General features: G+C 65.3%; 14 protein-coding genes and 6 pseudogenes. 16 read left to right on the plus strand and 4 right to left on the minus strand.

What is annotated here, in order from left to right; all coding sequences use genetic code 11:
- Positions 1 to 52: 52 nt before the first annotated feature.
- A complete protein-coding gene (locus RHBS_RS08720; RefSeq protein ID WP_237669113.1) occupies positions 53 to 817 on the minus strand; it encodes a nucleoside phosphorylase in 765 nt (254 codons plus the stop codon).
- Positions 818 to 919: 102 nt separating this feature from the next.
- On the opposite strand from RHBS_RS08720, the gene purL reads away from it, so the two are divergent.
- From purL to purM, 10 genes and pseudogenes are all read left to right on the plus strand, one after another.
- Positions 920 to 3,211, plus strand: a complete 2,292-nt coding sequence (gene purL, locus RHBS_RS08725) for a phosphoribosylformylglycinamidine synthase subunit PurL (RefSeq protein WP_121870802.1) — start codon at positions 920 to 922, stop codon at positions 3,209 to 3,211.
- A gap of 101 nt (positions 3,212 to 3,312) precedes the next feature.
- Positions 3,313 to 5,040 carry an alpha/beta-hydrolase family protein gene (locus tag RHBS_RS08730; protein WP_237669116.1) on the plus strand — a complete coding sequence of 576 codons (1,728 nt, stop codon included), beginning with the start codon at positions 3,313 to 3,315 and terminating at the stop codon, positions 5,038 to 5,040.
- Complete coding sequence (locus tag RHBS_RS08735; protein WP_121870800.1) at positions 5,037 to 5,630, plus strand: CPBP family intramembrane glutamic endopeptidase; 594 nt, start codon at positions 5,037 to 5,039, stop codon at positions 5,628 to 5,630. The genes RHBS_RS08730 and RHBS_RS08735 overlap by 4 nt, the downstream gene beginning before the upstream one ends.
- Before the next feature lie 34 nt (positions 5,631 to 5,664).
- Positions 5,665 to 6,018, plus strand: a complete 354-nt coding sequence (locus RHBS_RS08740; RefSeq protein WP_237669114.1) for a sterol carrier family protein — start codon at positions 5,665 to 5,667, stop codon at positions 6,016 to 6,018.
- Between the two features lie 126 nt (positions 6,019 to 6,144).
- Positions 6,145 to 7,724: pseudogene (gene purF, locus RHBS_RS08745) on the plus strand (amidophosphoribosyltransferase).
- A gap of 141 nt (positions 7,725 to 7,865) precedes the next feature.
- Positions 7,866 to 9,509, plus strand: coding sequence for an ABC transporter substrate-binding protein (locus RHBS_RS08750; RefSeq protein WP_121872660.1), 1,644 nt, complete (start codon positions 7,866 to 7,868; stop codon positions 9,507 to 9,509).
- Between the two features lie 96 nt (positions 9,510 to 9,605).
- On the plus strand, positions 9,606 to 10,601 hold the full coding sequence (locus tag RHBS_RS08755; RefSeq protein WP_183130429.1) for an ABC transporter permease: 996 nt from the start codon (positions 9,606 to 9,608) through the stop codon (positions 10,599 to 10,601).
- Positions 10,601 to 11,569 (plus strand): ABC transporter permease, encoded by a 969-nt coding sequence (locus RHBS_RS08760; protein ID WP_183130234.1) that lies wholly within the window; start codon positions 10,601 to 10,603, stop codon positions 11,567 to 11,569. Before RHBS_RS08755 ends, RHBS_RS08760 begins: the two co-directional genes overlap by 1 nt.
- Positions 11,566 to 13,232: pseudogene (locus RHBS_RS08765) on the plus strand (ABC transporter ATP-binding protein). The gene RHBS_RS08760 and the pseudogene RHBS_RS08765 overlap by 4 nt, the downstream one beginning before the upstream one ends.
- A gap of 92 nt (positions 13,233 to 13,324) precedes the next feature.
- Positions 13,325 to 14,424, plus strand: a pseudogene (gene purM, locus RHBS_RS08770) (phosphoribosylformylglycinamidine cyclo-ligase).
- Positions 14,425 to 14,513: 89 nt separating this feature from the next.
- Here the strand turns inward: purM and RHBS_RS08775 are convergent.
- The 3 genes and pseudogenes from RHBS_RS08775 to RHBS_RS08785 form a co-directional block, all read right to left on the minus strand.
- A complete protein-coding gene (locus RHBS_RS08775; RefSeq protein WP_008719426.1) occupies positions 14,514 to 14,708 on the minus strand; it encodes a DUF3073 domain-containing protein in 195 nt (64 codons plus the stop codon).
- A 247-nt stretch (positions 14,709 to 14,955) separates the two neighbouring features.
- Positions 14,956 to 15,628: pseudogene (locus tag RHBS_RS32155) on the minus strand (MOSC domain-containing protein).
- Positions 15,625 to 16,754, minus strand: a pseudogene (locus tag RHBS_RS08785) (folate-binding protein YgfZ). Before RHBS_RS08785 ends, RHBS_RS32155 begins: the two co-directional pseudogenes overlap by 4 nt.
- Positions 16,755 to 16,856: 102 nt before the next feature.
- Between RHBS_RS08785 and RHBS_RS08790 the strand changes: the two are divergent.
- From RHBS_RS08790 to RHBS_RS08815, 6 genes and pseudogenes are all read left to right on the plus strand, one after another.
- The gene (locus RHBS_RS08790) at positions 16,857 to 18,155 is read left to right on the plus strand and encodes a dicarboxylate/amino acid:cation symporter (protein WP_121870794.1); all 1,299 of its coding nucleotides are present in this window, start codon (positions 16,857 to 16,859) and stop codon (positions 18,153 to 18,155) included.
- A gap of 34 nt (positions 18,156 to 18,189) precedes the next feature.
- Positions 18,190 to 19,056, plus strand: coding sequence for an aminodeoxychorismate lyase (locus RHBS_RS08795; protein ID WP_121870793.1), 867 nt, complete (start codon positions 18,190 to 18,192; stop codon positions 19,054 to 19,056).
- Positions 19,057 to 19,187: 131 nt separating this feature from the next.
- Positions 19,188 to 20,699 (plus strand): cytochrome ubiquinol oxidase subunit I, encoded by a 1,512-nt coding sequence (locus RHBS_RS08800; RefSeq protein ID WP_121872658.1) that lies wholly within the window; start codon positions 19,188 to 19,190, stop codon positions 20,697 to 20,699.
- A 9-nt stretch (positions 20,700 to 20,708) separates the two neighbouring features.
- On the plus strand, positions 20,709 to 21,746 hold the full coding sequence (gene cydB, locus RHBS_RS08805; protein ID WP_121870792.1) for a cytochrome d ubiquinol oxidase subunit II: 1,038 nt from the start codon (positions 20,709 to 20,711) through the stop codon (positions 21,744 to 21,746).
- Positions 21,743 to 23,431: a thiol reductant ABC exporter subunit CydD gene (gene cydD / locus RHBS_RS08810; RefSeq protein ID WP_121870791.1), complete on the plus strand. Its 1,689-nt coding sequence runs from the start codon at positions 21,743 to 21,745 to the stop codon at positions 23,429 to 23,431. Before cydB ends, cydD begins: the two co-directional genes overlap by 4 nt.
- A pseudogene (locus RHBS_RS08815) lies at positions 23,424 to 23,762 on the plus strand (ABC transporter ATP-binding protein); the annotation flags it as partial. The gene cydD and the pseudogene RHBS_RS08815, both read left to right, overlap by 8 nt.

A 23,762-nucleotide genomic window follows, 5' to 3' on the forward strand; every position in this document is an offset into this window, starting at 1 on the left:
GGGGCCGGGGGGGTGGGCAAGGGGTGAGCCAGCGACCCGACGCCCCGAAGACCTAGACCGGGCTCAATTGCAGGCACGCATCCGCCGCGAGCCAGAACAATTGCTCGCGCACCGTCGTTGCCTTGGTCCAGCCGCGGTGATCCCAGTCTGCGGCGAGGGAATCACCCGCGTACAGCAGTTGGGCGAATCGCACTCCGCGGAATCGGGCAACCGCGCAGAAGGCCGAGGCCTCCATGTCGACCGTTCGGCAGCCCTCCTCGACGCGGCGCGACACGCGGGCACGGGTCTCGCGGTAGAGCGCATCGGTGGTCCAGGATCGGCCGGTGACGAAGTCGACTCCGGCGTCGGTGAGCACGGATTGCAGCACGGCGACGCCTTCGGGATCGGCGTCGACCACACGGCCCGGTGGCAGGTAGTGGAACGAGGTGCCCTCGTCGCGGACGGCACTGTCGACCACCATCACGTGTCCCATGCCCAGGTCGTCGGACAATGCTCCCGCGCCGCCGACGGCCACGAACTGGGTGCACCCCATCGCGATGGCTTCTTCGAGGAACAGCGCGGCCAACGGAGCGCCGACGCCGGGGTGGAAGACGGCAAGTTTCTCCCCGTTCCGTTCGATCTCGTAGACGGGGTGTTCGCCGTGCTCGGAGCGCATGATCGAGACGACTCGGGCGTCGCCTTTCGCGCAGATGCTCTCGATCACCTCGGAGAAGAAACAGACGACGGCTTTCGGCGGGACGTCGACTCCCTTGGCCACCATCGACGGGTCGATGACGCCCGTTTCGTCCAGATCGTCCTCGGTCAGTGCGATGTCCATCCGGTGATGTTCGCACGACGGCCAACACTCGATGAGAACCCCGGCCCCTGCGCCCGATAGACTCTCCCTGGCATTTCGCTCCATCGAAGGGACCTATTCCTCGTGTCCGCTAGCTCTGTACCCACAGACACCGTCTCCAACGCCGTCGCCACCCCCGACGTTGCGCAGCCGTACAAAGAACTCGGACTCAAGGACGACGAATACGTCCGCATCAAGGAAATCCTCGGCCGTCGGCCCACCGACGCCGAATTGGCGATGTATTCCGTCATGTGGAGCGAGCACTGCTCGTACAAGTCCTCGAAGGTGCACCTGAAGTACTTCGGCGAGACCACCACCGACGAGATGCGTAAGCCCATGCTCGCCGGTATCGGTGAGAACGCGGGCGTCGTCGACGTCGGCGACGGCTGGGCCGTCACGTTCAAGGTCGAGAGCCATAACCACCCGTCGTACGTCGAGCCCTACCAGGGTGCGGCGACGGGCGTCGGTGGCATCGTCCGCGACATCATGGCCATGGGCGCTCGCCCGATCGCCGTCATGGACCAGCTGCGATTCGGTGCTGCCGATGCACCCGATACGCGCCGCGTCCTGAGCGGAATCGTCGCAGGCGTCGGCGGTTACGGTAACTCCCTCGGCCTGCCGAACATCGGCGGCGAGACGGTGTTCGACGCCTCCTACGCCGGTAACCCCCTGCTCAACGCTCTGTGTGCCGGCGTCATGCGCGTCGAGGACATGCATCTTGCGTTCGCGTCGGGCCTGGGCAACAAGATCATTCTGTTCGGCGCACGAACCGGTCTCGACGGCATCGGCGGCGTGTCCGTGCTGGCCTCGGAGACTTTCGATGGCGATGAGACCGGTGGGGGCCGCAAGAAGCTCCCCGCGGTCCAGGTCGGCGATCCGTTCACCGAGAAGGTGCTCATCGAAGCCTGCCTCGAGCTGTACTCGAACAAGCTGGTCGTCGGCATCCAGGATCTCGGCGGTGCCGGGTTGTCCTGCGCCACTTCGGAACTGGCATCCGCGGGCAGCGGTGGCATGCACATCGAGCTCGACAAGGTGCCGATGCGCGCCACCGGTATGACCCCGGCCGAGGTGCTCTCGAGCGAATCACAGGAGCGCATGTGCGCGGTGGTCACGCCCGACAATGTCGACGCGTTCATGGCCGTCTGCCGCAAGTGGGACGTACTCGCCACCGTCATCGGTGAAGTGACCGACGGTGACAACCTGCAGATCACCTGGCACGGAGATACCGTTGTCGACGTTCCGCCGAAGACCGTCGCGCACGAGGGCCCGGTGTACAACCGTCCCGTGCAGCGGCCGGCAGGCCAGGACGATCTGGTCGCGAACACAACGGCGTCGCTGCAGCGTCCGGAAACCGGTGACGAGCTGAAGGCGACGTTGCTGAAGATGATCGGCTCGCCGCAGCTGTGCAGCCGTCGTTTCATCACCGAGCAGTACGACCGCTACGTGCGCGGCAACACCGTCCTCGCCGAGAACGCCGACGCCGGCGTCATCCGCATCGACGAGAAGACCGGCCGCGGAATCGCTTTGGCCACCGACGCGTCGGGCCGCTACACAGCACTGGACCCGTATCAGGGTGCGCAGCTCGCGTTGGCCGAGGCGTTCCGCAACGTCGCCGTCACCGGCTCGACTCCCATGGCCGTCACCAACTGCCTGAACTTCGGCTCGCCCGAGGACCCCGGCGTCATGTGGCAGTTCCAGCAGGCCGTACGCGGACTGGCGGACGGCTGCGTCACCCTCGGCATTCCCGTGACCGGCGGCAACGTCAGCTTCTACAACCAGACCGGTGCCGAGCCGATCCTGCCGACGCCCGTCGTCGGTGTTCTCGGCGTCATCGACGACGTGCATCGCCGCATCCCCACCGGCCTCGGCCTCGAGCCCGGTGAGACGCTGATCCTGCTCGGTGATACCTACGACGAGTTCGACGGGTCCATCTGGGCTCAGGTCGAGCACGATCACCTCGGTGGCGTACCACCCAAGGTCGATCTCGCCCGCGAGCAGCTGCTCGCAGACATCCTGCTCTCGTCCTCGCGTGACGGACTGGTTTCGGCGGCACACGATCTGTCCGAGGGTGGCCTCGCGCAGGCCGTCGTCGAAGCCGCACTGGCCGGTGAAACCGGTTGCCGCATCATCCTTCCCGAGGGTGCCGATCCGTTCGTGACGCTGTTCTCCGAGTCCTCGGGCCGCGTACTGGTCGCTGTACCGCGCACGGAAGAAACTCGCTTCACCGGCATGTGCACCGCCCGTGGTCTGCCGTGGGCGCGCATCGGCGTCGTCGACGAAGGCTCGGATTCGATCGAGGTGCAAGGGCAGTTCTCCGTCCCGATGACGGAGCTGCGCGAGACGTTCGAGAGCACTCTTCCCAGACTCTTCGGCTGACCGAGGTGGGGGGACGCACATCGGTCGGGGACAACACATCGGAGCAGGGCCTGACCGAGCCCGACGCGGCACTCGAGCAGGACCAGCATCACCGTTACCACCTGCCCTCGGTCGAGTTCTCCGTCCCCTCACCCGCCGAGCACCCGTTCGTCATGTGGGCCTGGGGCCTGCTGCGCCTGGACTTCACCGGAATTGCGTTCAGCGCGTTGTTCTTCTGCTGGTCGTTGACTCCGTCTCTGCTCCCGCGTGGATGGTTGTTCCAGGGCATCATCGGCGGTATCAATGCGGCCATCGGCTACGCGTTCGGCGTGGCGGTGGGATGGGCCGTGACCCGTTGGTGGCTCTCGTCCCGATCGTGGTGGCCGCTGCCGCGCAAGGTCGAGCTGGCCGTCAAGGTCGCCGTCCCCGTCGTGGCGATCGCGGCATCGATGATCATGCTGGCGATCTCGGCGGAATGGCAGCGTGAACTGGCCGCACTGATGAACGCGGAGGGAACCACCACAACGGGGTACCTCCGCACCGGGGCTCTCAGTATCGCCATTGCAGCGGCGTTGATTTCGTTGTGGCGGGTGCTGCGTGACCTCGTTCGACTGCTCGCTCGTCAGATCAATCGCATCGTGAAGATGCCACGCGAAGTGGCCAATGCGCTCGGGGTCGTCGTCCTCGTCGTGCTGTCCGTCGCACTGGTTCAGGGTGTTCTGCTGCGCGCGGTCTCCGAGGTCACCAACTCCGCGTTCAGTCTGCAGAACGACGAAACCCGTGACGGCGCAGAACAACCCGTGGCCGACGAACGCTCCGGCAGCCCGAATTCGTTGGCGCCGTGGGACACCCTCGGATTCGAGGGTCGCAACTTCGTCTCCAGCGGGCTGCGCGCCGACGAGATGGAGCGGGCCACGGGCCGTCCCAGCCTCGAGCCGATCAGGGCATACGCAGGCCTGGAAACCGCAGAGACCCAGGACGAGCGACTGAACATCGTGGTCGCCGAACTCGAACGCACCGGGGCATTCCAGCGCGCGGCTCTCGTCGTCGTTCCGACCACCGGAACCGGATGGGTCAATCCCACCGCCATCGAAGCCGAAGAGCTCATGTTCGACGGCGATGTCGCCACCGTCGCATCCCAGTACTCGTACCTGCCGAGTTGGATCTCGTTCATCGCCGAGGGAGACAAGGCCGCGCAGGCGGGCAAAGCTCTGATCGACAAGGTGCACGACCGCTGGCTGCAGGAACCGGAGGCCACGCGCCCCAAGTTCTACGTCTACGGCGAGAGCCTCGGTACCCAGGCGGGGGAGGGCGCGTTCGACGGTCTGGCCGACATCCGGGCCACCACCGACGGCGTCCTGTGGGTTGGACCGCCGAACAACAACCGCATCTGGAGTCAGTTCGTCAGCCGACGCGACCCGGGAAGCCCGGAGGTCCGGCCGGTCTACTCCGAGGGACTGACGGTCCGATTCGCCGACAACTCGTCGGGCATCCCGCCGGAGGATCAGCCATGGTTCGAGCCACGGATCCTCTACGTCCAGCACGCGTCGGATCCGGTGGTCTGGTGGTCGCCTGACCTGCTGTTCGAGCGTCCCGACTGGCTGTCCGAGCCACCCGGGCCGGACCGCTTGCCGAGCATGCGGTGGTTCCCGGTCGTCACCTTCTGGCAGGTGGCCGCCGACCTGACCAATGCCGCAGGCGTTCCCGACGGTCACGGCCACAACTACGGAACCCTCGTGCTCGACGGCTGGGTGGCCGTCGCCGCGCCCGAGGGCTGGACCGACCGTGACACCGAGCGAGTTCGCGGTGTCATGGAGCAATTCGCCGGCCGAGACGGTCCCGAGAAGTGAGCACCGAGGCGTTGGCGATCGGCTCCGCCACGACGGCATGGAGTACCTACCTCCTTCCCGCGCTCGGTCTCGATGCCCGTGCGAGGGCGGTGGCCAATGCCTCGTTCGCAGTGGCCGTTTCGGCGGTCTCGGGCCGTAGCGCCGCGCAACTGGGTGTGCGCAATACTGCTGCCGGACTGAAGTGGGGCGCTGCGGCGTCGGCGATTCCGGTTCTCGGATCTGCCGTCGTCGCTGCGATTCCGGCGTTGCGACGCCGCGTCCGACCGTCGCAGGACGAGCTTGCCGAGTGGGTCCTGTTCAGGATTCCGGTGGGGACGGTCCTCACCGAGGAGTTGCTCTTTCGCGGAGTGCTCGACGCCGCGTCGCCTGCCCTGTCGCCGATCTTCTTCGGGCTCTGGCATATTCACCCCGCTCGTGCGGCAGGTGACACCGTGGTGGGGACGGTCGTCGCGACGGCCGCGGCCGGGGTGGTGTTCTCGTGGCTGCGAGCCCGCAGCGGCAGCGTCCTCGCGCCGGCCTTGCTGCACTATTTCCTCAACGCCAGCGGCGCCGTTCTGGCGCATCTCGCTGCGAACGACAGGAGTCGGTAGCAGTGCCACCACACAAGGAAGTCGGCCCAGCGAGGTGCGCGACGCCGTTCTGGCCGTCGAGGACTGGATCAAGGGCGAGGCGGACAAGCCTGCGCGGGCGCAGATCGCCGCCGCGGTGCGCACCACTGCCAGAACTCTGGGCCAGAATGCGCCGGGGTCCTCGGTGGAGGTGCGGGTGCCGCCGTTCGTCGCGGTGCAGTGCATCGTGGGGCCGCGACACACACGGGGAACTCCGCCGAACGTGGTCGAAACCGACGCGCTGACGTGGCTGCAGGTGGTCACCGGGGTCCGGGATTTCGCCGACGCTCTCGCCGACGGTTCGATCGATGCGTCGGGCAGTAGAGCGGCCGAAGTGGGTCGCTGGCTGCCACTGTTGTCCATCAGGTGATTCGCTCTAATCGGACACGCGTTCACCTGCTGGGAATCTCCCGTACACACGATGCGTTGACTGAGGGCGTGTGCCCGTAGACTCGGGTACGGCCCCCCGCCCCGTACCCCCAAGGGAGCAATGCCCGTGACCAACGCCGATTTGTCGGTCGACAGTCCGAATCTTCTGGTAGGACCGAGTTCTCCAGCAGTAGCGCCCATCGACGAACCGGAGAACGAGCCGCGCGAGGAGTGCGGAGTGTTCGGAGTGTGGGCACCGGGCGAGGATGTGGCCAAGCTCTCGTATTACGGCCTCTATGCGCTGCAGCACCGTGGCCAGGAAGCTGCCGGAATCGCCGTATCCGACGGCTCCCAGGTGTTGGTGTTCAAGGATCTCGGTCTGGTCAGCCAGGTGTTCGACGAGCAGACGCTCGGGGCCATGCCCGGGCACGTCGCCATCGGACACTGCCGTTACTCCACCAGTGGCTCGGTGACGTGGGAGAACGCGCAGCCGATCTTCCGCACCACCACTGCGGGGACCGGGATCGCGCTCGGTCACAACGGAAATCTGGTGAACTTCGCCGAGCTCGCCACCAAGCGCGCGACGCCGGGCTGATCAGTGATCGGCTGCAGGGCAACGGCACCTCGGATTCCGACGTGGTGACCGCGCTGCTGGCGCACAAGGCCGCCGACTGCACCATCGAGCAGGCGGCGATGGTACTGCTGCCCTTGCTCAAGGGTGCCTTCTGTCTGACGTTCATGGACGAGCACACTCTCTACGCTGCGCGCGACCCGCACGGCGTGCGCCCGTTGTGCCTCGGCCGTCTCGATCGTGGCTGGGTAGTGGCCAGTGAGACCGCAGCACTCGACATCGTCGGTGCTGCGTTCGTCCGCGACATCGAGCCCGGTGAACTGCTCGCGATCGATGCCGACGGTGTTCGGTCCTCGCGATTCGCGGCACCCGAGCCCAAGGGTTGCGTGTTCGAGTACGTGTACCTCGCTCGACCCGACAGCGTCATCGGCGGTCGTTCGGTGCACTCGACGCGAGTCGAGATCGGACGGCGCCTCGCGAAGGAGCATCCGGCCGAGGGCGACCTGGTGATTCCCGTGCCGGAGAGCGGAACTCCCGCTGCGGTCGGTTTTGCGCAGGGCTCCGGTATTCCCTACGGCCAGGGCTTGATGAAGAACGCCTATGTGGGCCGCACGTTCATTCAGCCGTCGCAGACCATTCGCCAGCTCGGCATCCGGCTCAAACTGAATCCTCTCAAAGAGGTCATACGGGGCAAAAGGCTGGTGGTGGTGGACGATTCGATCGTTCGCGGCAATACTCAGCGCGCCCTGATCAGGATGCTGCGCGAGGCCGGTGCGCTGGAGATTCACGTGCGTATCGCGTCGCCGCCGGTGCGCTGGCCCTGTTTCTACGGCATCGACTTCGCTTCTCCCGCAGAGCTGATCGCCAACGGTGTCGACTCCGAGGACGGGATTCTCGAGGGCGTTCGGCAGGCGATCGGTGCCGATTCGCTGGGGTACATCTCCATCGACGGCATGATCGCTGCCTCCGAGCAGCCTGAATCTCGCTTGTGTGCAGCATGTTTCACCGGCAAGTACCCGATCGATCTGCCCGCCGACAATTCGCTCGGCAAGCACGTTCTCGAGGGTCTGCTGGCCTCGGCCGCCGGGCAGCCGGTGGACAACGACGCGAATGTGAGTGCTCTGAGTCGTCCGTGAGCTGGGCGTTCCTGCAAGGGAACAGCAGGGTTTTCTCAATGCCACATATTGGAAACAGTCCATCGGTACTGTCCCGAGTTACATAGGACACACCGAATTGGATAGAGGCATCAGATGACCCTGTCGCCCGACGACGGACGCATGCAGCGCTACAGCGCCGCATCCAGAACAGCAGTACGCAAGCACGGCAAGAAGACCGCAGCAGTAGCAGCACTGTCGGTACTCGCATTGACGGCCGCAGCTTGTGGCTCGGGCCGCACCGACGAAGCCGGTGGATCCGGCGACGGCGGCGGCGAGACGATCACGGTCGGCACCACCGACCAGGTGACGTCGCTCGACCCGGCCGGCTCGTACGACAACGGCTCGTTCATGGTGATGAACCAGACGTATCCCTTCCTGATGAACTTCGCGCCCGGTAGCTCCGAGCTCGAGCCCGACGCGGCCGAGAGCTGCGACTTCGCCGAGCCGACCGTCTACACCTGCACGCTGAAGGACGACCTGACGTTCGCGAACGGCAACCCGCTGACGAGCGAGAGCGTCAAGTACTCCTTCGATCGAATCGTCGCGATCAACGATCCCAACGGGCCCGCGTCGTTGCTGACCAACCTCGACAGCATCGCCACGCCGGACGAGAAGACCGTCGAGTTCACCCTGAAGGCCGCGAACGACCAGACCTTCCCGCAGATTCTGGCGACCCCGGCAGGCCCGATCGTCGATCAGACCGTCTTCCCTGCCGATTCGATTCTCGACGACGACGCCATCGTGGCGGGTACGCCGTTCGCCGGACCGTACTCGATCGCGAGCTACGCCAAGAACTCCCTCGTCAGCTTCACCGCGAACGGTGGCTACAACGGCATTCTCGGAACACCGAAGACGTCGTCGGTCAACGTCAAGTACTACACCAGCTCCGACAACCTCAAGCTCGACGTGCAGAACAAGGCCATCGACGTCGCGTGGCGTTCGCTGACGCCGACGGACGTCGAATCGCTCGGCAGCGTCGACGGTCTGACGGTGCACGAGGGACCCGGCGGTGAATCGCGGTACCTGGTGTTCAACATGAACACGATGCCCGGTGACACCCCGGAGCAGAAGTTGGCCGTGCGCAAGGCAATTGCGTCCTCGGTCGATCGTCAGGCGTTGTCCGACGGCGTCTACAAGGGCACCTACACCCCGCTGTACTCCGTGGTCCCCACCGGCCTGGCCGGCGCGAACACCGCCTTCGGCGACGTCTACGGCACCACGCCCAATCGTGACGAGGCAGCCGGATTCCTCTCTGCCGCAGGCATTGCCACTCCCGTTCAGCTCAACCTGCAGTACAACCCGGACCACTACGGTTCGAGCTCGAGCGAGGAATACGCCGCGATCAAGAGCCAGCTCGACGCGACGGGCCTGTTCGAGGTGAACCTGCAGTCCACCGAGTGGAGCACGTACACCAAGGAACGCGTCGCCGACGCGTACCCGGTGTACCAGCTGGGCTGGTTCCCGGATTACCCGGATGCAGACAACTACCTGACGCCGTTCTTCGCACCGGACAACTTCCTGCAGTCGCACTTCGAGAGCCCGGAGATCACCTCGCTGCTCGATCTCGAACGCACGACCGCCGACGAGAATGCGCGGATGCAGATCATCGGTCAGATTCAGACCGAGCTCGCGACGAACTACCTGCCGACGCTTCCGCTGTTGGAGGGCAAGCAGATCGCCGTCGCCACCGACGAGATCAGCGGTGTGGACGAGACTCTCGACGCCTCGTTCAAGTTCCGTTTCGTCACTCTCGCCAAGAGCTGACCGGTGCCCACTACCGCGGACACGCCGGTAGGGGAGAAGCAAGCGAAGCAGGCGAGCGCGCCGTCACGATACGGCGCGCTCGCCCGCTATCTCGGGATCAGATTTCTGCTGATCATTCCGACTGCCTGGATTCTCGTCACCGTCGTCTTCTTTCTCATGCGGGTGATCGGTGATCCGATCACCGCCGCCCTCGGCGGCCGCCTACCCGCCGAACAGATCGCCCAGCGCAAGGCCGAAGCCGGATACGACCGGCCGATCCTGACGCAGTACTGGGAGTACCTGACCGGATTGCTGCGCGGCGACTTCGGTCGCTCGGCCACCGACAATCGCGCGATCAGCGACGTTCTTCTCGTCAACGGTGCTGCCACACTGGAATTGGCGTTCTGGGCACTGCTGGTCGCGTTTGCGGTAGGCATCCCGCTCGGCTTCTTCGCCGCCACCCATCGGGACAGATTCGGCGACGCCTCGCTGCGGATCTTCGCGATCCTGGCGTACGCGGCTCCGGTGTTCTTCGTCGGCATGCTGCTCAAGCTGCTGTTCGCAGTCAAGCTCGGCTGGCTGCCGGTGGCCGGACGAGCCAGCACCAATGTGGAACTGGCACTGCAGAACGTCTCGCCCAAGACCAACATTCTGATCGTCGATTCGTTCCTCTACGGCGACTCGGGCTACACCATCGACGTGCTCGAGCATGCCGTACTTCCCGCTCTCGCCCTCGGTCTGTTGACGGCCGGAGTGTTCCTGAGACTGGTGCGCGTCAACCTGATTCAGACCCTGCAGGCACCCTTCGTCGACGCCGCGCGCGCTCGCGGATTGAGCGAGGGCACGGTGACGCGGCGGCATGCGTTCCGCAACGCCATGATTCCCATCGTGACCGTCATCGGCCTGCAGATCGCCGTACTGCTCGGCGGAGCGGTGTTGACCGAGACGACCTTCGAGTGGCAGGGCCTGGGCTACGAACTCGCCCGGTACCTGCAGGCCCGCGATTTCGTTGCGGTGCAGGGCATCGTGACGTTCCTGGCCGTAGTGGTCGCCGTCGTCAGCTTCGTCACCGACGCGATCGTCGCACTCATCGACCCGAGAGTGAGGTTCTGATGAGCACCGAAGTCGTGCTGTCCGACGTCCCTCCCACCCGTCAACACCGTCGAGGATTCCCCGGCGTCGCGTTCGTCAGGTCCACGTCGGGGTTGCAACGCGTCACCCTGATCGTCGGGTTGGTCCTGATGGTGGGCTTCGTGTTCGCCGCAGTGTTCGCTCCGCTTCTCGCGCCGTACGGGTTCTCGCAGACCAGCGACGCCGGGCAGGATTTCACCCGCCAGGCAGCCCCGTCCGCGCAGCATTGGTTCGGTACGTCGGTCCGCGGTGAGGACGTGTTCTCCCGCGTGATCTACGGTGCGAGAACAGCATTGATGGTGATCGCATCGTCGTTGGTGCTCTCGCTGATCATCGGTGTTCCGCTCGGCCTGGCCTCGGGCTACATCGGCCGTTGGTTCGACCGTGTGCTCGTGTTGTTCATGGACGCGATGTACGCGTTTCCATCGCTGCTCCTCGCGGTCGTCATCTCGATCGTCGTCGCAGGCGGACAGTCGTCCAGTTTCGGCGGTATCGCGTCCGCAGCAATCGCCATCACGGCGATCTTCGTGCCGCAGTACTTCCGCGTGGTACGCAACGCCACGGTGGCGGTCAAGACCGAACCTTACGTCGACGCCGCTCGGGTCACCGGGGCCGGCACTCCGCGAATCCTGTTCCGCCATATCCTCGCCAACGTGGTGCAGACGCTGCCGGTCATCATCACCCTCAACGGTGCCGAGGCCATCCTGACCCTCGCCGGACTCGGCTTTCTCGGATTCGGCATCGAGCCCACCTCCGCCTCGGAGTGGGGCTACGACATCAACAAGGCGCTGCCCGACATCTCCAACGGCATCTGGTGGACGTCGGTGTTCCCGGGCCTCGGCATCGTGCTGGTGGTGCTCGGTCTGACCATGGTGGGCGAAAGCGCAAGCGAGACACTCAATCCGCTGCTTCGTACCCGCAAGAAGTTCAAGAAGGCGGTGAAGGTATGACCTCGAGTGGCCCAACCCCACAGGAGTCCGCGCTGTCGGTGCAGTCGTTGTCCGTGACGTTCCTCACCGATGCCGGTGAGGTCGATGCCGTCACCGAGGTCTCGTTCGAGGTGTTCCCCGGTGAAGTCCTGGCCGTGGTGGGCGAGTCCGGATCGGGTAAATCCGTCAGCGTCAGATCCGCCATCGGACTGCTGCCCGACACCGCACGCGTGGAGGGCCACGTGGTGCTCGGTGGCCAGGACGTGACGACGCTGAGCAACAAGGCATGGGCGCAGTTGCGCGGCAACAAGATTTCGATGGTGTTCCAGGAACCGGGCAGCGCCCTCGATCCGCTGTTCACCATCGGATATCAGATCGTCGAAGCGCTGCGAGCGCATCCCAGGAGTGGAGCCGGCGGAGCGACCAGTGGTGGTAGCGACGGTAAACGGATGTCGGCCAAAGACGCCAAGCGCGAGCCATCGAACTGTTGACGATGGTGGGTCTGCCCAGCCCCGAGCAGCGGTTCTCGTACTACCCACACGAGCTCTCGGGTGGCCAGAAGCAACGTGTCATGATCGCGATCGCCATCTCGTGCGAGGCGAAGGTCATCATCGCCGACGAGCCGACCACTGCCCTCGACGTCACGGTGCAGGCCGAAATCCTGGAGTTGCTACGCGATCTCAAGGACCGACTCGGCTGTGCCGTCGTGCTCATCACCCACAGCATGGGCGTGGTCTCGGATCTGGCGGACCGCGTCGTCGTCATGCAGAACGGTCGCGTCGTCGAGGAAGCTCCGGTGGCGCAGCTCTTCGACGCACCCGCAGACGACTACACCAAGAAGCTGTTGGCCGCGGTGCCCACACTCGCCGCGGTGGAGTCCGACAAGACGGTCGACACCTCGGGTGAACCGGTACTCGACGTCTCGCGTCTGGTGGTGCAGTTCTCCGGTGGTGTCGGCTCACCTGCGTTCCGGGCGGTCGACGACGTCTCGCTCACCATCCATCGCGGCGAAACCCTTGGCCTGGTGGGCGAATCGGGCTCGGGAAAGTCCACGATCGGTAGATGTGTTGCAGCACTGCAGAAGCCGACGAGTGGCAGCGTGACGGTGATGGGGCAGAACATCGCAGGCGTGAGCGAACGCAAGCTCAAGCCGCTGCGCAAGCGATTCGGGTTCGTCTTCCAGGACCCGTCGGCATCACTGAACCCCCGGCTGACCGTCGGGCAGTGCATTGCCGAGCCGATGATCGTGCACAAGTACGGCTCCAAGGACGCGATCGCCGCGAGGACCACCGAACTGCTCGACGCCGTGCAACTGCCGTCGGGCACCGACAAGCGCTACCCACACGAGCTCTCCGGTGGGCAGCGGCAACGCGTCAGCCTGGCGCGGGCACTGGTGCTGGGACCGGATCTGGTGGTCGCGGACGAACCGACCAGCGCTCTGGACGTTTCGGTGCAGGCAGCCGTGCTTGACCTGTTCGAGGCACTGCAGCAGGAATTCGGCTTCGCGTGTCTGTTCATCAGTCACGACCTCGCGGTGGTCGACCGCGTCGCGCATCGCGTGGTGGTGCTGCGCAACGGGGCGATCGTGGAAGAGGGAACACCGTGGAAGATCCTGCGATCGCCGGAGGCGGACTACACCAAGAAGCTGTTGGCAGCGATCCCGGGCAAGCGCCTGCACACGTGAATTCTTCTCACCACCGGGCACTCCGGTACCGTTAGGGCGCTATCTGTGCCGGTATGGGCGCTGACATGATCGAGTACACAGGCTGGAGCCGAATGACCGAGGAATCCCAACCCACGAGCGCAACTCACTCGGGCGGTGCCTCCTACGCGGCGGCCGGGGTCGACATCGCCGCAGGAGATCGAGCAGTGCAACTGTTCGCGCCGCTCGCCAAGAAGGCCAGCAGGCCCGAGGTCATGGGCGGTCTCGGTGGTTTCGCCGGTCTCTTCGCGCTCAAGGGCGACTACCGCGAGCCCGTCCTGGCAGCCTCGACCGACGGCGTCGGCACCAAGGTGGCCGTGGCGCAGGCCCTCGGCAAGCACGACACCCTCGGCCTCGACCTGGTCGCAATGGTCGTCGACGATCTCGTCGTCTGTGGTGCCGAGCCGCTGTTCCTGCAGGACTACATCGCCGTAGGCGCGTGGTTCCCGAGCAGGTCGCCGAACTGGTCAAGGGCATCGCAGAAGGCTGCATCATCGCCGGCTGCGCATTGCTCGGCGGCGAGACGGCCGAGCACCCGGGACTGATGGCCGACGGCGATTACGACCTCTCGGCCACCGGTATCGGCGTCGTCGAGGCGGATTCGATCCTCGGACCCGAGCGGGTGCGTCCCGGTGACGTCGTCATCGGCATGGGATCGTCGGGTCTGCACTCCAACGGCTACTCCCTCGCTCGCAAGGTGCTTCTGGAGATCAACCACATGGATCTCGGCGGACACGTCGAGGAGTTCGGTCGCACCCTCGGTGAGGAACTGCTCGAACCCACCAAGATCTACGCCAAGGACTGCCTCGCGCTCGCTGCGGAAACCGACGTCCGCACGTTCTGCCACGTGACCGGCGGCGGATTGGCGAACAACCTCTCCCGGGTCATGCCCGAGGGTCTGGTCGCCGAACTCGACCGCACCACGTGGAGCCCGGCTCCGATCTTCTCGCTGATCGCTCAGCGCGGCCGCGTCGAGCGGGCCGAGATGGAGCAGACGTTCAACATGGGTGTCGGCATGGTGGCCATCGTGGCACCTGAGGACGTCGACCGAGCACTCGCAGTGCTGACCGCACGCCACATCGACTGCTGGACGCTGGGCACGGTGAAGAAGGCGACCGGTAAGGACGTCGCCGACGAGCGTGCGCTACTGCTGGGTAACCACCCGCGGTTCTGAACGGCAAGGTTCTGATCGCCCGATCACCGGGCAAACAAGTGAGGGGGAGCCGCACCGCGGCTCCCCCCTCAGTCGTTCAGTGCACAAAACTAGCGTCGCCAGTCCTCGTACTCGTCTTCCTCGACTCGGGAATGCACATCCGAGTCAGAGTGGATGCCACGATGGGAGTTGGACGAACCACCGGAGAGTTCTTTCTGCAGACTCTCCAAGTCCGTTGTCGGCGAGCTGTACTTGAGCTCACGAGCGACCTTTGTCTGCTTTGCCTTAGCCCTGCCTCGGCCCATGGCGGTGCCCCCTCGCGGACTTGCGGGGCGGCCTGGGGAAATTTGGCGGCCCCGTTAGAGTTGGTATTTCTTCCTGGCACACACTCTAGCGCGCGAATCGCCGCGATGCGTAGACGGCGCCACGTGTCGGTGGCAGGCGAACGGGCGCGACACGCCCGGGGCAGGGGTCGGCGCTGCCTGTACCTGCACATATCCGTGCACAGGCAAACTATCTTTGTTCTGCGACACGAGAACTACGTGCTGCGCGTCATGGCCTCCGTAGCGATTTCAGTGCCGCGGCAGCGTCGCGGTGCACCTTCGGTGCCACATCGGGCTCGTCGAGCAGAGTGGCCATCGCGGTCGCGTCGGTACCTCGGAACAAGTCGCGAACCGTCACCCCGTGCGGCGGCACCGACTCGACGGCCACCGCGTCGCCGCTGCGAAACACGCCGGGCTCGACGACCCGGAAGTACGCACCCACATCACCTCGATCGGTGAAGCGACGGATCCACCGAGCTCGTCCATCCACCTCGCAAAGGTCGCACAGGGCTTGCGGGCGATCGTCACCTCCAGGGTCACCGTTCCGACGCGCCACCTGGATCCGATCACCGCATCGGTCACCGGAACACCGGTGGTCCGCAGGTTCTCGCCGAATCGACCCGGCGGAACCGGCACCCCGAGCTCGCCGGCCCAGTACTGGCTTCCGCCTCGTCGTAGGCGTAGACGGCCTGATCGAGCCCGCCGTGGAACTTCGTGTCCCGGCAGTGATCGCCGCCGATACCGAGCTCGTGGACGTCCACCCGTGTCGAGGTCGTTCCGCAGGCTCCACTCCCGGCCGGCCCATCGACGGGCCGTTTGTCGATGCCGCTGTGGACCACCGCGCGGCGTCCGAACGGAACATCGGCGTGCACGACGCAGACTGCCAGAACGGTTCCGGTCACCGGCCGCGCAGGCGGTCCACCGCAGCGCGACCGGCCTGGACGTCGTCGTAGGACGGGATGGAATCAGGATCGATGGATGCCGCGCACGGACCCGCCTCCAGCGCGGTGTCGACCGGAATCGTCCGCTTGAGCAGAGCCAACGCGATCGGGCCGAGCTCGAAGTGGTCGATGACGGTACCAGACGCCCCACCGTGCGGCCGCCTGCGGTGACCGCATCGCCGGTGCTGGGCCTGCCGTCCGCCGAACCGTCGAGATGAAGCAACACCAGGTGCCGCGGCGGACGACCGAGATTGTGAACGCGCGAGACCGTCTCCTGGCCGCGATAGCAGCCCTTCTCCAGATGCACCGCGCCGAACTCGGCGGCGCTACCGATCCACCGAACCTCGTGCGGGATGGTCTTCTCGTCGGTGTCCACGCCCACGCGCGGACGCAACGATTCCACTCGCAAGGCGTCGAACGCCCAGGTTCCGGCCGGGGCGGCCCCGGCGTCGCGCAGTCGGAGGAACCAGTCGCTCGCGTTCGCGCGGGGAATCACCACGTCGTACGAATTCTTGCCCGGCCAGGGCATCCGTCGAACGAAACCGCCGCCGTCGATCGGCGAGGCACCGTAGATCTCGCCCGGAGCCGGCAGGCCGGCCTTCTCGAGCACCGACACCGCGTCGGATCCGAGGACGGTGAGAACTGCGAGTTCGTCGGCCTGACGGGGTTCGGCCTTGGCCCAGAACACCATCTTCTTCAGGAACGAGAGCAGATTCGGGCCGGCAGTGCGCTCGGTGTCGATGTAGGTGACGCCGGCCAGGTCGGTCTGCACGAAGTGATGCTCGATGCGGCCGTTGACATCCAGGCTCAGGTTCTCGGCGGAGCTGCCGTCGGTCAGGTTCGAGACGAGTTGGCTCGAGATCGTGTTCAACCAACTCAGGCGTTCGTCTCCGCTGATGGCGAGCACGAAACGGTGGGACCTATCGATGACGGCAGCGCCGCTGACCGCGTCTCGTTGTTCACCGAACGGATTGCCGTAGTGCCAGGCCACCCCGGCATCGACGCTGTCGTCGGGGGAGGGCACTGCGCCGGGAAGTGTCAGAAGTGGGCTCGGGCTGATCGTGACTGTGTCGGACACATCGTCCATAGTAGGAGCCCATCGGCGCAGCAACTCGGTGACCGGTCCCTTTACACCCTCGAAACGGCGACGACACGGCACCGCGACGACGCGGACCTAGCGTTTCGATCCATGAAGAAACTGGCGCATCCGGCCGCGCAGATCGGCCTCGCCGCGATCGGCGGCATCGTGTTCGGGTTGGTGGTCGGTGAGTGGGCCGCGAACCTGAAGTTCATCGGCGATCTGTTCATCCGACTGATCCAGATGTCGATCGTCCCGCTGGTGATGGCCTCGGTCATCGTCGCCACCGGATCGATGGCCGGGGCGGGAACCGGCAAGATCGCCTTCCGCACCTTCAAGTGGATGATCGGTTTCTCGGTCGTCGCTGCCGTGCTGGCCTGGGTGCTGAGCAGCGTCATTCGCCCGGGCGCGGGCATGGTGTTCACCCAGCAGCTCGATCCGTCGCTCGAGGAATCGGCGAGCGAGGCGCTCGGCTGGCAGGACACGCTGCTCAACTTCGTCAGCACCAACGTGTTCGACGCCATGTCGACCGCGACGATGGTGCCGATCATAATCTTCTCGCTGCTCTTCGGTATCGCGCTGCGCAGTCACATCACCAAGACCGGGAACACCCAGGTGCTCTCGTTCATGGACCAGATTCAGCAGATCGTCCTGACGATGATCCGGCTGGTCATGGTCATCGCCCCGGTCGGTGTGTTCTGCCTGCTCGCCGCGCTCGCCGGGGACGTCGGCTTCTCCGTGGTGTCCACCGCGCTGAGCTACCTCGGTACGACACTGCTCGGAGTGTTGATCCTGTTCGCACTCTTCGTCGTGGTCGTGACGATGCGGACCCGATTGAACCCGTGGAAGCTGCCCAGCAAGCTCACCGAACAGACCGCCGTCGCGGTGACGACCACGAGCTCGGCCGTCACGTTCCCCACGGTGCTGCGCAACACGGTCGAGAAGGTCGGCGTCAGTCAGAAAGTCGCCAACTTCACGCTGTCGATCGGGTTGACGATGGGCTCCTACGGTGCCGTTCTCAACTACATGATCGTGGTGATGTTCCTCGCGCAGGCAGGCAACATCGATCTGAGTCTCGGGCAGATCGTGCTGGGCATGGGCCTGGCGGTTCTGCTCAACATGGGCACCATCACCGTGCCCGGCGGATTCCCCGTCGTCGCGATGTTCCTCGCGACCTCGCTCGACCTCCCCTTCGAGGCCGTCGGCCTGCTGATCGCCGTGGACTGGTTCGCCGGGATCTTCCGCACTTTCCTCAACGTGAACGGAGACACGTTCGTCGCGATGCTCGTCGCCAACGCCGACGACGAGATCGACCGCGAGGTCTACAACGGCACCAAGGTCGTCGTCGCCGAGGATCTCGACCTCGACGAGTACGCCGACGCGATGGCGACGGCCGACCGAGCGGATTGATCGACCGCGTCCGCGCCCCTCTAGGGTGACGGGCATGTCGGAGTCGGTAGTGGTGATGTTGGACGGCCGAGTGCACGACGCGAATCGGCCGTTGCTGTTCGCCGACGATCTGGCCGTGGTGCGCGGCGACGGGGTCTTCGAGACGCTGCTCGTGCGCGGCGGCGCGGCCTGTGCGGTCGAGTTGCATCTGGCCCGGCTGGTGGCGTCGGCGAAGGCACTGAACCTGCCCGCTCCCGATCTCGAACAGTGGCGCACCGTCGTCGAACAGTCCGTCGGTCTATGGGCGCGTGAGTCTCAGGACGAGGCGGTTCTCCGGCTGGTCCTCAGCCGCGGACGCGAGAGCGGTGGTGACCCCACCGGGTACGTCACGGTCGGGCCGCTGCCCGAGCGAGTGCGAGCAGCGCGCACCGACGGGGTATCGGTGATCACCCTCGATCGCGGCTACTCGGTGGATTTCTCGTCGGGAGCGCCGTGGCAGCTCGCGGGGGCCAAGACGTTGTCGTATGCGACCAACATGGCCGCGCTGCGGCACGCCGCCGCTCAGGGTGCCGACGATGTGATCTATCTCAGCAGTGAGGGGCGGGTGCTCGAAGGTCCTCGCTCGACGGTGGTGCTCGCGCGCGGTAAGACTCTCGTCACACCGTCGGTCGAACAGGGCATCCTGGCCGGCACCACGGTCGCCGGACTGTTCTCCGTGGCAGAGTCTGCCGGTTGGACATGTGAACACGGGCACCTGTATCCGGCGGATCTCATTGCAGCAGATGGTGTTTGGCTGGTCTCGAGTGTCACTCTCGCTGCGCGGGTCACGGCGATGAACGGCGTTCCTCTTGGCACGCAGATGCTCGCCGACGATGTCCGATCGATGGTCGATGCCGCCGTGGAGACGGTCGAAACTCGGTAGGGGTCCAACGACCCTGCCGAAAGACTCTTCCCTACTACTACCCGTAGTAGTACTGTCGAATTCGTCGCGGGCCAACGCCCTGACCTGCGGTGTTGCCCGTCACAGCACGGGTGGAAGAGTTCGGAGCTTTGATGGACGCCTTGGATGTCTCACGATGGCAGTTCGGTATCACCACCGTCTACCACTTCATACTCGTTCCCCTCACCATCGGTCTCGCTCCGATGGTGGCTGCCATGCAGACGATGTGGGTGATCACCGGCAAGGACTCCTGGTACCGACTGACCAAGTTCTTCGGCAAGCTGTTCCTCATCAACTTCGCCCTCGGCGTCGCCACCGGAATCGTCCAGGAGTTCCAGTTCGGCATGAACTGGAGCGAATACTCCCGCTTCGTCGGTGACGTGTTCGGCGCTCCTCTCGCACTCGAAGGCCTCGTCGCCTTCTTCCTCGAGTCCACATTCCTCGGGCTGTGGATATTCGGCTGGAGCAGACTCCCCAAACTCGTTCACCTGGCCACGATCTGGCTCGTCGCCATCGGAGTCAACGCCTCGGCGTACTTCATCATCGCGGCCAATTCCTGGATGCAGCATCCCGTCGGCGCGATCTACAACGAAGAGACCGGCCGCGCCGAACTGACCGACATCTGGGCACTGCTCACCAACAACACTGCGCTGGCGGCATTTCCACACGCCGTGGCCGGAGCGTTCCTCACTGCCGCCACCTTCGTCGCAGGCATCTCCGGTTGGTGGATGGTGCGCGAGGCTCGCAAGAACAAGGCTGCGCAGGCTACGCTGTCCGAGAACGGGGTCGCTACGCAGGCTACGCTCCCGGCCACCGACTCGCGTCCGATGTTCAGGTCGGCAGCACGCATGTCCTTCGTCATCATGATCGTCGCCGGTGGTGCGCTGGCCATCACCGGAGATATCCAGGGCAAGCTCATGTTCGAGCAGCAGCCGATGAAGATGGCATCCGCAGAATCGTTGTGCGACACAGAGACCGGAGCCAGCTTCTCGCTCCTGACCGTGGGTACCCACAACAACTGCGAATCCGTGGTGCACCTCATCTCGATACCCGGCCTCACCTCGTTCCTGGCGGAGAACGATTTCGGTGCCACCGTGCAGGGCGTCAACCAACTGCAGGAGCAGTACGAGCAGCAGTTCGGCCCGGGTAACTACAAGCCGAACCTGTTCGTCACCTACTGGGCATTCCGGATGATGATCGGACTGGCCGCAGGCTCGGCACTGCTCGCGATCGCGGGTCTGTGGGTCACTCGGGGTGGCCGGATTCCCGACCAGAAGTGGTTCTCGTGGTTGTCGCTGTTGGCGATCCCGACACCGTTCCTGGCCAACAGCGCCGGTTGGATCTTCACCGAAATGGGCCGTCAGCCATGGGTTGTGGCACCGAACCTCTCGGGTGTCGATCAGATCCGGCTCACCGTCGATCAGGGAGTTTCCGACCATCCCGTCGGCCTCGTCGTCGCCTCACTGGTGACGTTCACACTGCTCTACGCCGCTCTCGGTGGTGTGTGGTTCTACCTGCTTCGGCGCTACGTCGTCGAAGGGCCTCTCGACCACGACGCGCATCCGCACGTCGACCCACCGGAATCGGAAGACGAAGAGCCCAAACAGCTCTCGTTCGCCTACTAGGGGATAGCAATGTCACTGCCCGAATTCTGGTTCTTCATCATCGCCTTCTTCTTCGTCGGCTACTTCGTGCTCGAAGGGTTCGACTTCGGCGTCGGAATGCTCATGCCCATCCTGGGCAGGCACCCCGACGCTGCGACGGGGGAGAAGCGCAGGCGGGCCGTCCTCAATACGATCGGCCCGGTCTGGGACGGCAACGAAGTCTGGCTCATCACCGCAGGCGGTGCCCTGTTCGCAGCGTTCCCCGAGTGGTACGCAACACTTTTCTCGGGCTTCTACCTGCCGCTGCTGCTCATTCTGGTGGCTCTGATCCTGCGCATCTGCGCTATCGAATGGCGCGGCAAGATCGACGACCCGGTGTGGCGCAAACGCTGCGACATCGGCATCGGCATCGGCTCGTGGGTTCCGGCGGTGCTGTGGGGCGTCGCCTTCGCCAACATCGTGCGCGGCGTCGCCATCGACGAGAACAAGAAGGTCACAGCCGGCTTCTTCGATCTGCTCAACCCGTATGCATTGCTCGGCGGAGCCACGATGGCGCTGGTGTTCGCGTTGCACGGCGCGGTGTTCATCGCACTCAAAACCTCCGGCGACGTGCACGAGGACTCGGTGAAAATCGCAGCGCGACTCGCGATTCCGGCAGTTCTCGTCGGCGGAACATTCGCTCTGTGGACCCAACTCGCCCACGGCAAGACGTGGACCTGGGTACTGGTCGGCGTGGCCGCGGTCGCCCTGCTGCTCGTCGTCGCGCTGACAGCGAGAGTGCGTGAAGGCTGGGCCTTCGTGTTCACCAGCATCGCCATCGTTGCGGTTGTGGTGCTGCTGTTCGCCTCCCTGTTCCCCAATGTCATGCCGTCCAGTACGGATGCCGCGTTCGATCTCACCATCGCGAACGCGTCGTCCAGCCCGTACACGCTGAAGGTGATGACCTGGGCTGCAGCCTTCGCCGCCCCTGTTGTCCTCGGATATCAGGCCTGGACGTACTGGGTGTTCCGCCAGCGCATTTCGAGTGCCCAGATCCCGGACTCGATCGGACTGACGGTGAAATCGTGACCGCGCCCGCTCGCTCGCGGGGACCGGTCGATCCCCGCCTGTGGAAATACTCTCGATCTGCGCGGGGCTACCTGATCGTCACTGTCGCTCTGTCGACCGTGGTCACGCTCTGCATCATCGTGGGCGCGTTGACGATAGGACGGGTGCTGGCAGGGGTCATCACCGATCCGACCGCCAGGTCGCTGTCCGCTTGGACGACGGAACTGGCCGTGCTGGCGGGCGCAGTGGCCGTCCGAGTGCTCGCCACCGGAGCTCAGTCTCGGTACGCGCACCGGTCGGCGTCACGTGTGGTGGCCGAGCTCGAAGTCGAGGTGCTCACGGCAGCAACCCGATTCGACCCCCGCGAGCTCGACCGCGAACGGGAAGAACTGGCCGTCGTCGTGACCCGAGCCATCGGGGGTCTGCGCGCGTACCTGACCGGTTACCTGCCGGCGCTGGTGTCCGCGGTCATCGTCACTCCGCTCGTTCTGGTCGTCATCGTCACTCAGGACATGACTTCGGCCGTGGTCATCGCGGTGACTTTGCCGCTCATCCCGATCTTCATGATTCTGATCGGGTTGCTGACCAAGGGTCGAGCCGCAGCGACGCTCACCACGATGACCAGGTTGTCTGCGCAGTTGCTCGATCTACTGGCCGGTCTGCCGACCTTGCGCGCGCTTCGCCGCGAACACGGACCGGCCGCTCGCATCCGCGCACTGGGCGACGCCCATCGACGAACCACCATGCGCGCGTTGAAGGTTGCCTTCCTCTCCTCGATGGTGCTCGAGTTGCTCGCGACCCTGTGTGTCGCGCTGGTGGCCGTCGGCATCGGATTGCGCTTGGTCTTCGGGGAGATGACGCTCGAAGCAGGCATCATCGCGTTGATCCTCGCCCCCGAGGTGTACTTCCCGCTGCGCGCGGTGGGCACCCAGTTCCACGCGGCAGAGGACGGCGTCGAGGCCGCGGACCGGGCATTCCGAGTCCTGGATCGGCGTACGACACAGCCGATCGGCGGCCGGACCGTCGACGCCGCGACCGCGGACATCGAACTCGTCGGACTCACCGTCGGCAGCCGGGACGGCGACGCTCCGGCAGCACTGAGTGCGCTATGCCGAACGGGCACCATCACGGTACTCACCGGCCCCAACGGCTCGGGTAAATCTACTGCGCTGCAAGCGGTTCTGGGACTCACGACGCCGACGAGCGGTGCGGTTCTCGTCGGCGGCGTGCCCGTGGTCGATCTCGATCTCGACCGGTGGTGGGCTCAGGTCGCCTGGCTCCCGCAGCGGCCGGTGCTGCTTCCCGGCACGCTCTACGAGAACGTCACCCTCCACGGCGTGCCCGACGCCGCTGCCCTGGACGCAGCCTGCCGCGCTGCGGGATTCGATGCCGTGCTGCGAGACCATCCGAACGGCTGGACCACCCGCGTCGGGCAGGGCGGAGTGGGTCTGTCCCTCGGCGAACTGCAACGCCTGGCCCTGACCCGAACATTCGTCTCCGACGCTCCGGTGATGGTGCTGGACGAGCCGACGGCGCACCTGGATGCGGCGAGCGAAAAGACTGTCCTGCAGGCCATTCGAGATGCGGCTGACCGAGGCGTCACCGTGGTGATGGTCGGTCATCGACGCGCGGTGCTGCACGCCGCAGATCGCGTCGTCGAGGTGCGAAGCAGCTCGACGGTGGCACGGGAGTTCGATCATGTCTGACCTACGACGCACACTGGCCCTGTTCGAGCTCTCCCCGCGGCGGGTGGCACTGGCGGTGGCGGCCGGCGTGGCAACCCTCGGCAGCGCACTGGCTCTCGCCGCACTGTCGGCATGGTTGATAACCCGAGCCTGGCAGATGCCTCCGGTGATGGACCTGACCGTCGCAGTGGTAGCCGTTCGGGCGCTGGGCATTTCCCGCGGCGTGTTTCGCTACCTCGAACGATTGACCACGCACGACGCGGCCCTGCGCGGTACGACGGCAGCGCGCACGAGGATCTACGAGCAGCTGGCGAACGGCGACGGCGCGCTCGCTCTGCGGCGCGGTGACGTC

Source organism: Rhodococcus sp. BS-15, assembly GCF_000813105.1.
GTDB lineage: Bacteria > Actinomycetota > Actinomycetes > Mycobacteriales > Mycobacteriaceae > Rhodococcoides.

Coding starts and splice junctions, on each gene's coding strand:
- RHBS_RS08720 (WP_237669113.1), bottom strand. CDS start 817: ATGGACATCGCACTGACCGAGGACGATCTGGACGAAACGGGCGTCATC.
- RHBS_RS08750 (WP_121872660.1), top strand. CDS start 7,866: ATGCAGCGCTACAGCGCCGCATCCAGAACAGCAGTACGCAAGCACGGC.
- RHBS_RS08760 (WP_183130234.1), top strand. CDS start 10,601: ATGAGCACCGAAGTCGTGCTGTCCGACGTCCCTCCCACCCGTCAACAC.
- RHBS_RS08775 (WP_008719426.1), bottom strand. CDS start 14,708: ATGGGCCGAGGCAGGGCTAAGGCAAAGCAGACAAAGGTCGCTCGTGAG.
- RHBS_RS08790 (WP_121870794.1), top strand. CDS start 16,857: ATGAAGAAACTGGCGCATCCGGCCGCGCAGATCGGCCTCGCCGCGATC.
- RHBS_RS08795 (WP_121870793.1), top strand. CDS start 18,190: ATGTCGGAGTCGGTAGTGGTGATGTTGGACGGCCGAGTGCACGACGCG.
- RHBS_RS08800 (WP_121872658.1), top strand. CDS start 19,188: ATGGACGCCTTGGATGTCTCACGATGGCAGTTCGGTATCACCACCGTC.
- cydB (WP_121870792.1), top strand. CDS start 20,709: ATGTCACTGCCCGAATTCTGGTTCTTCATCATCGCCTTCTTCTTCGTC.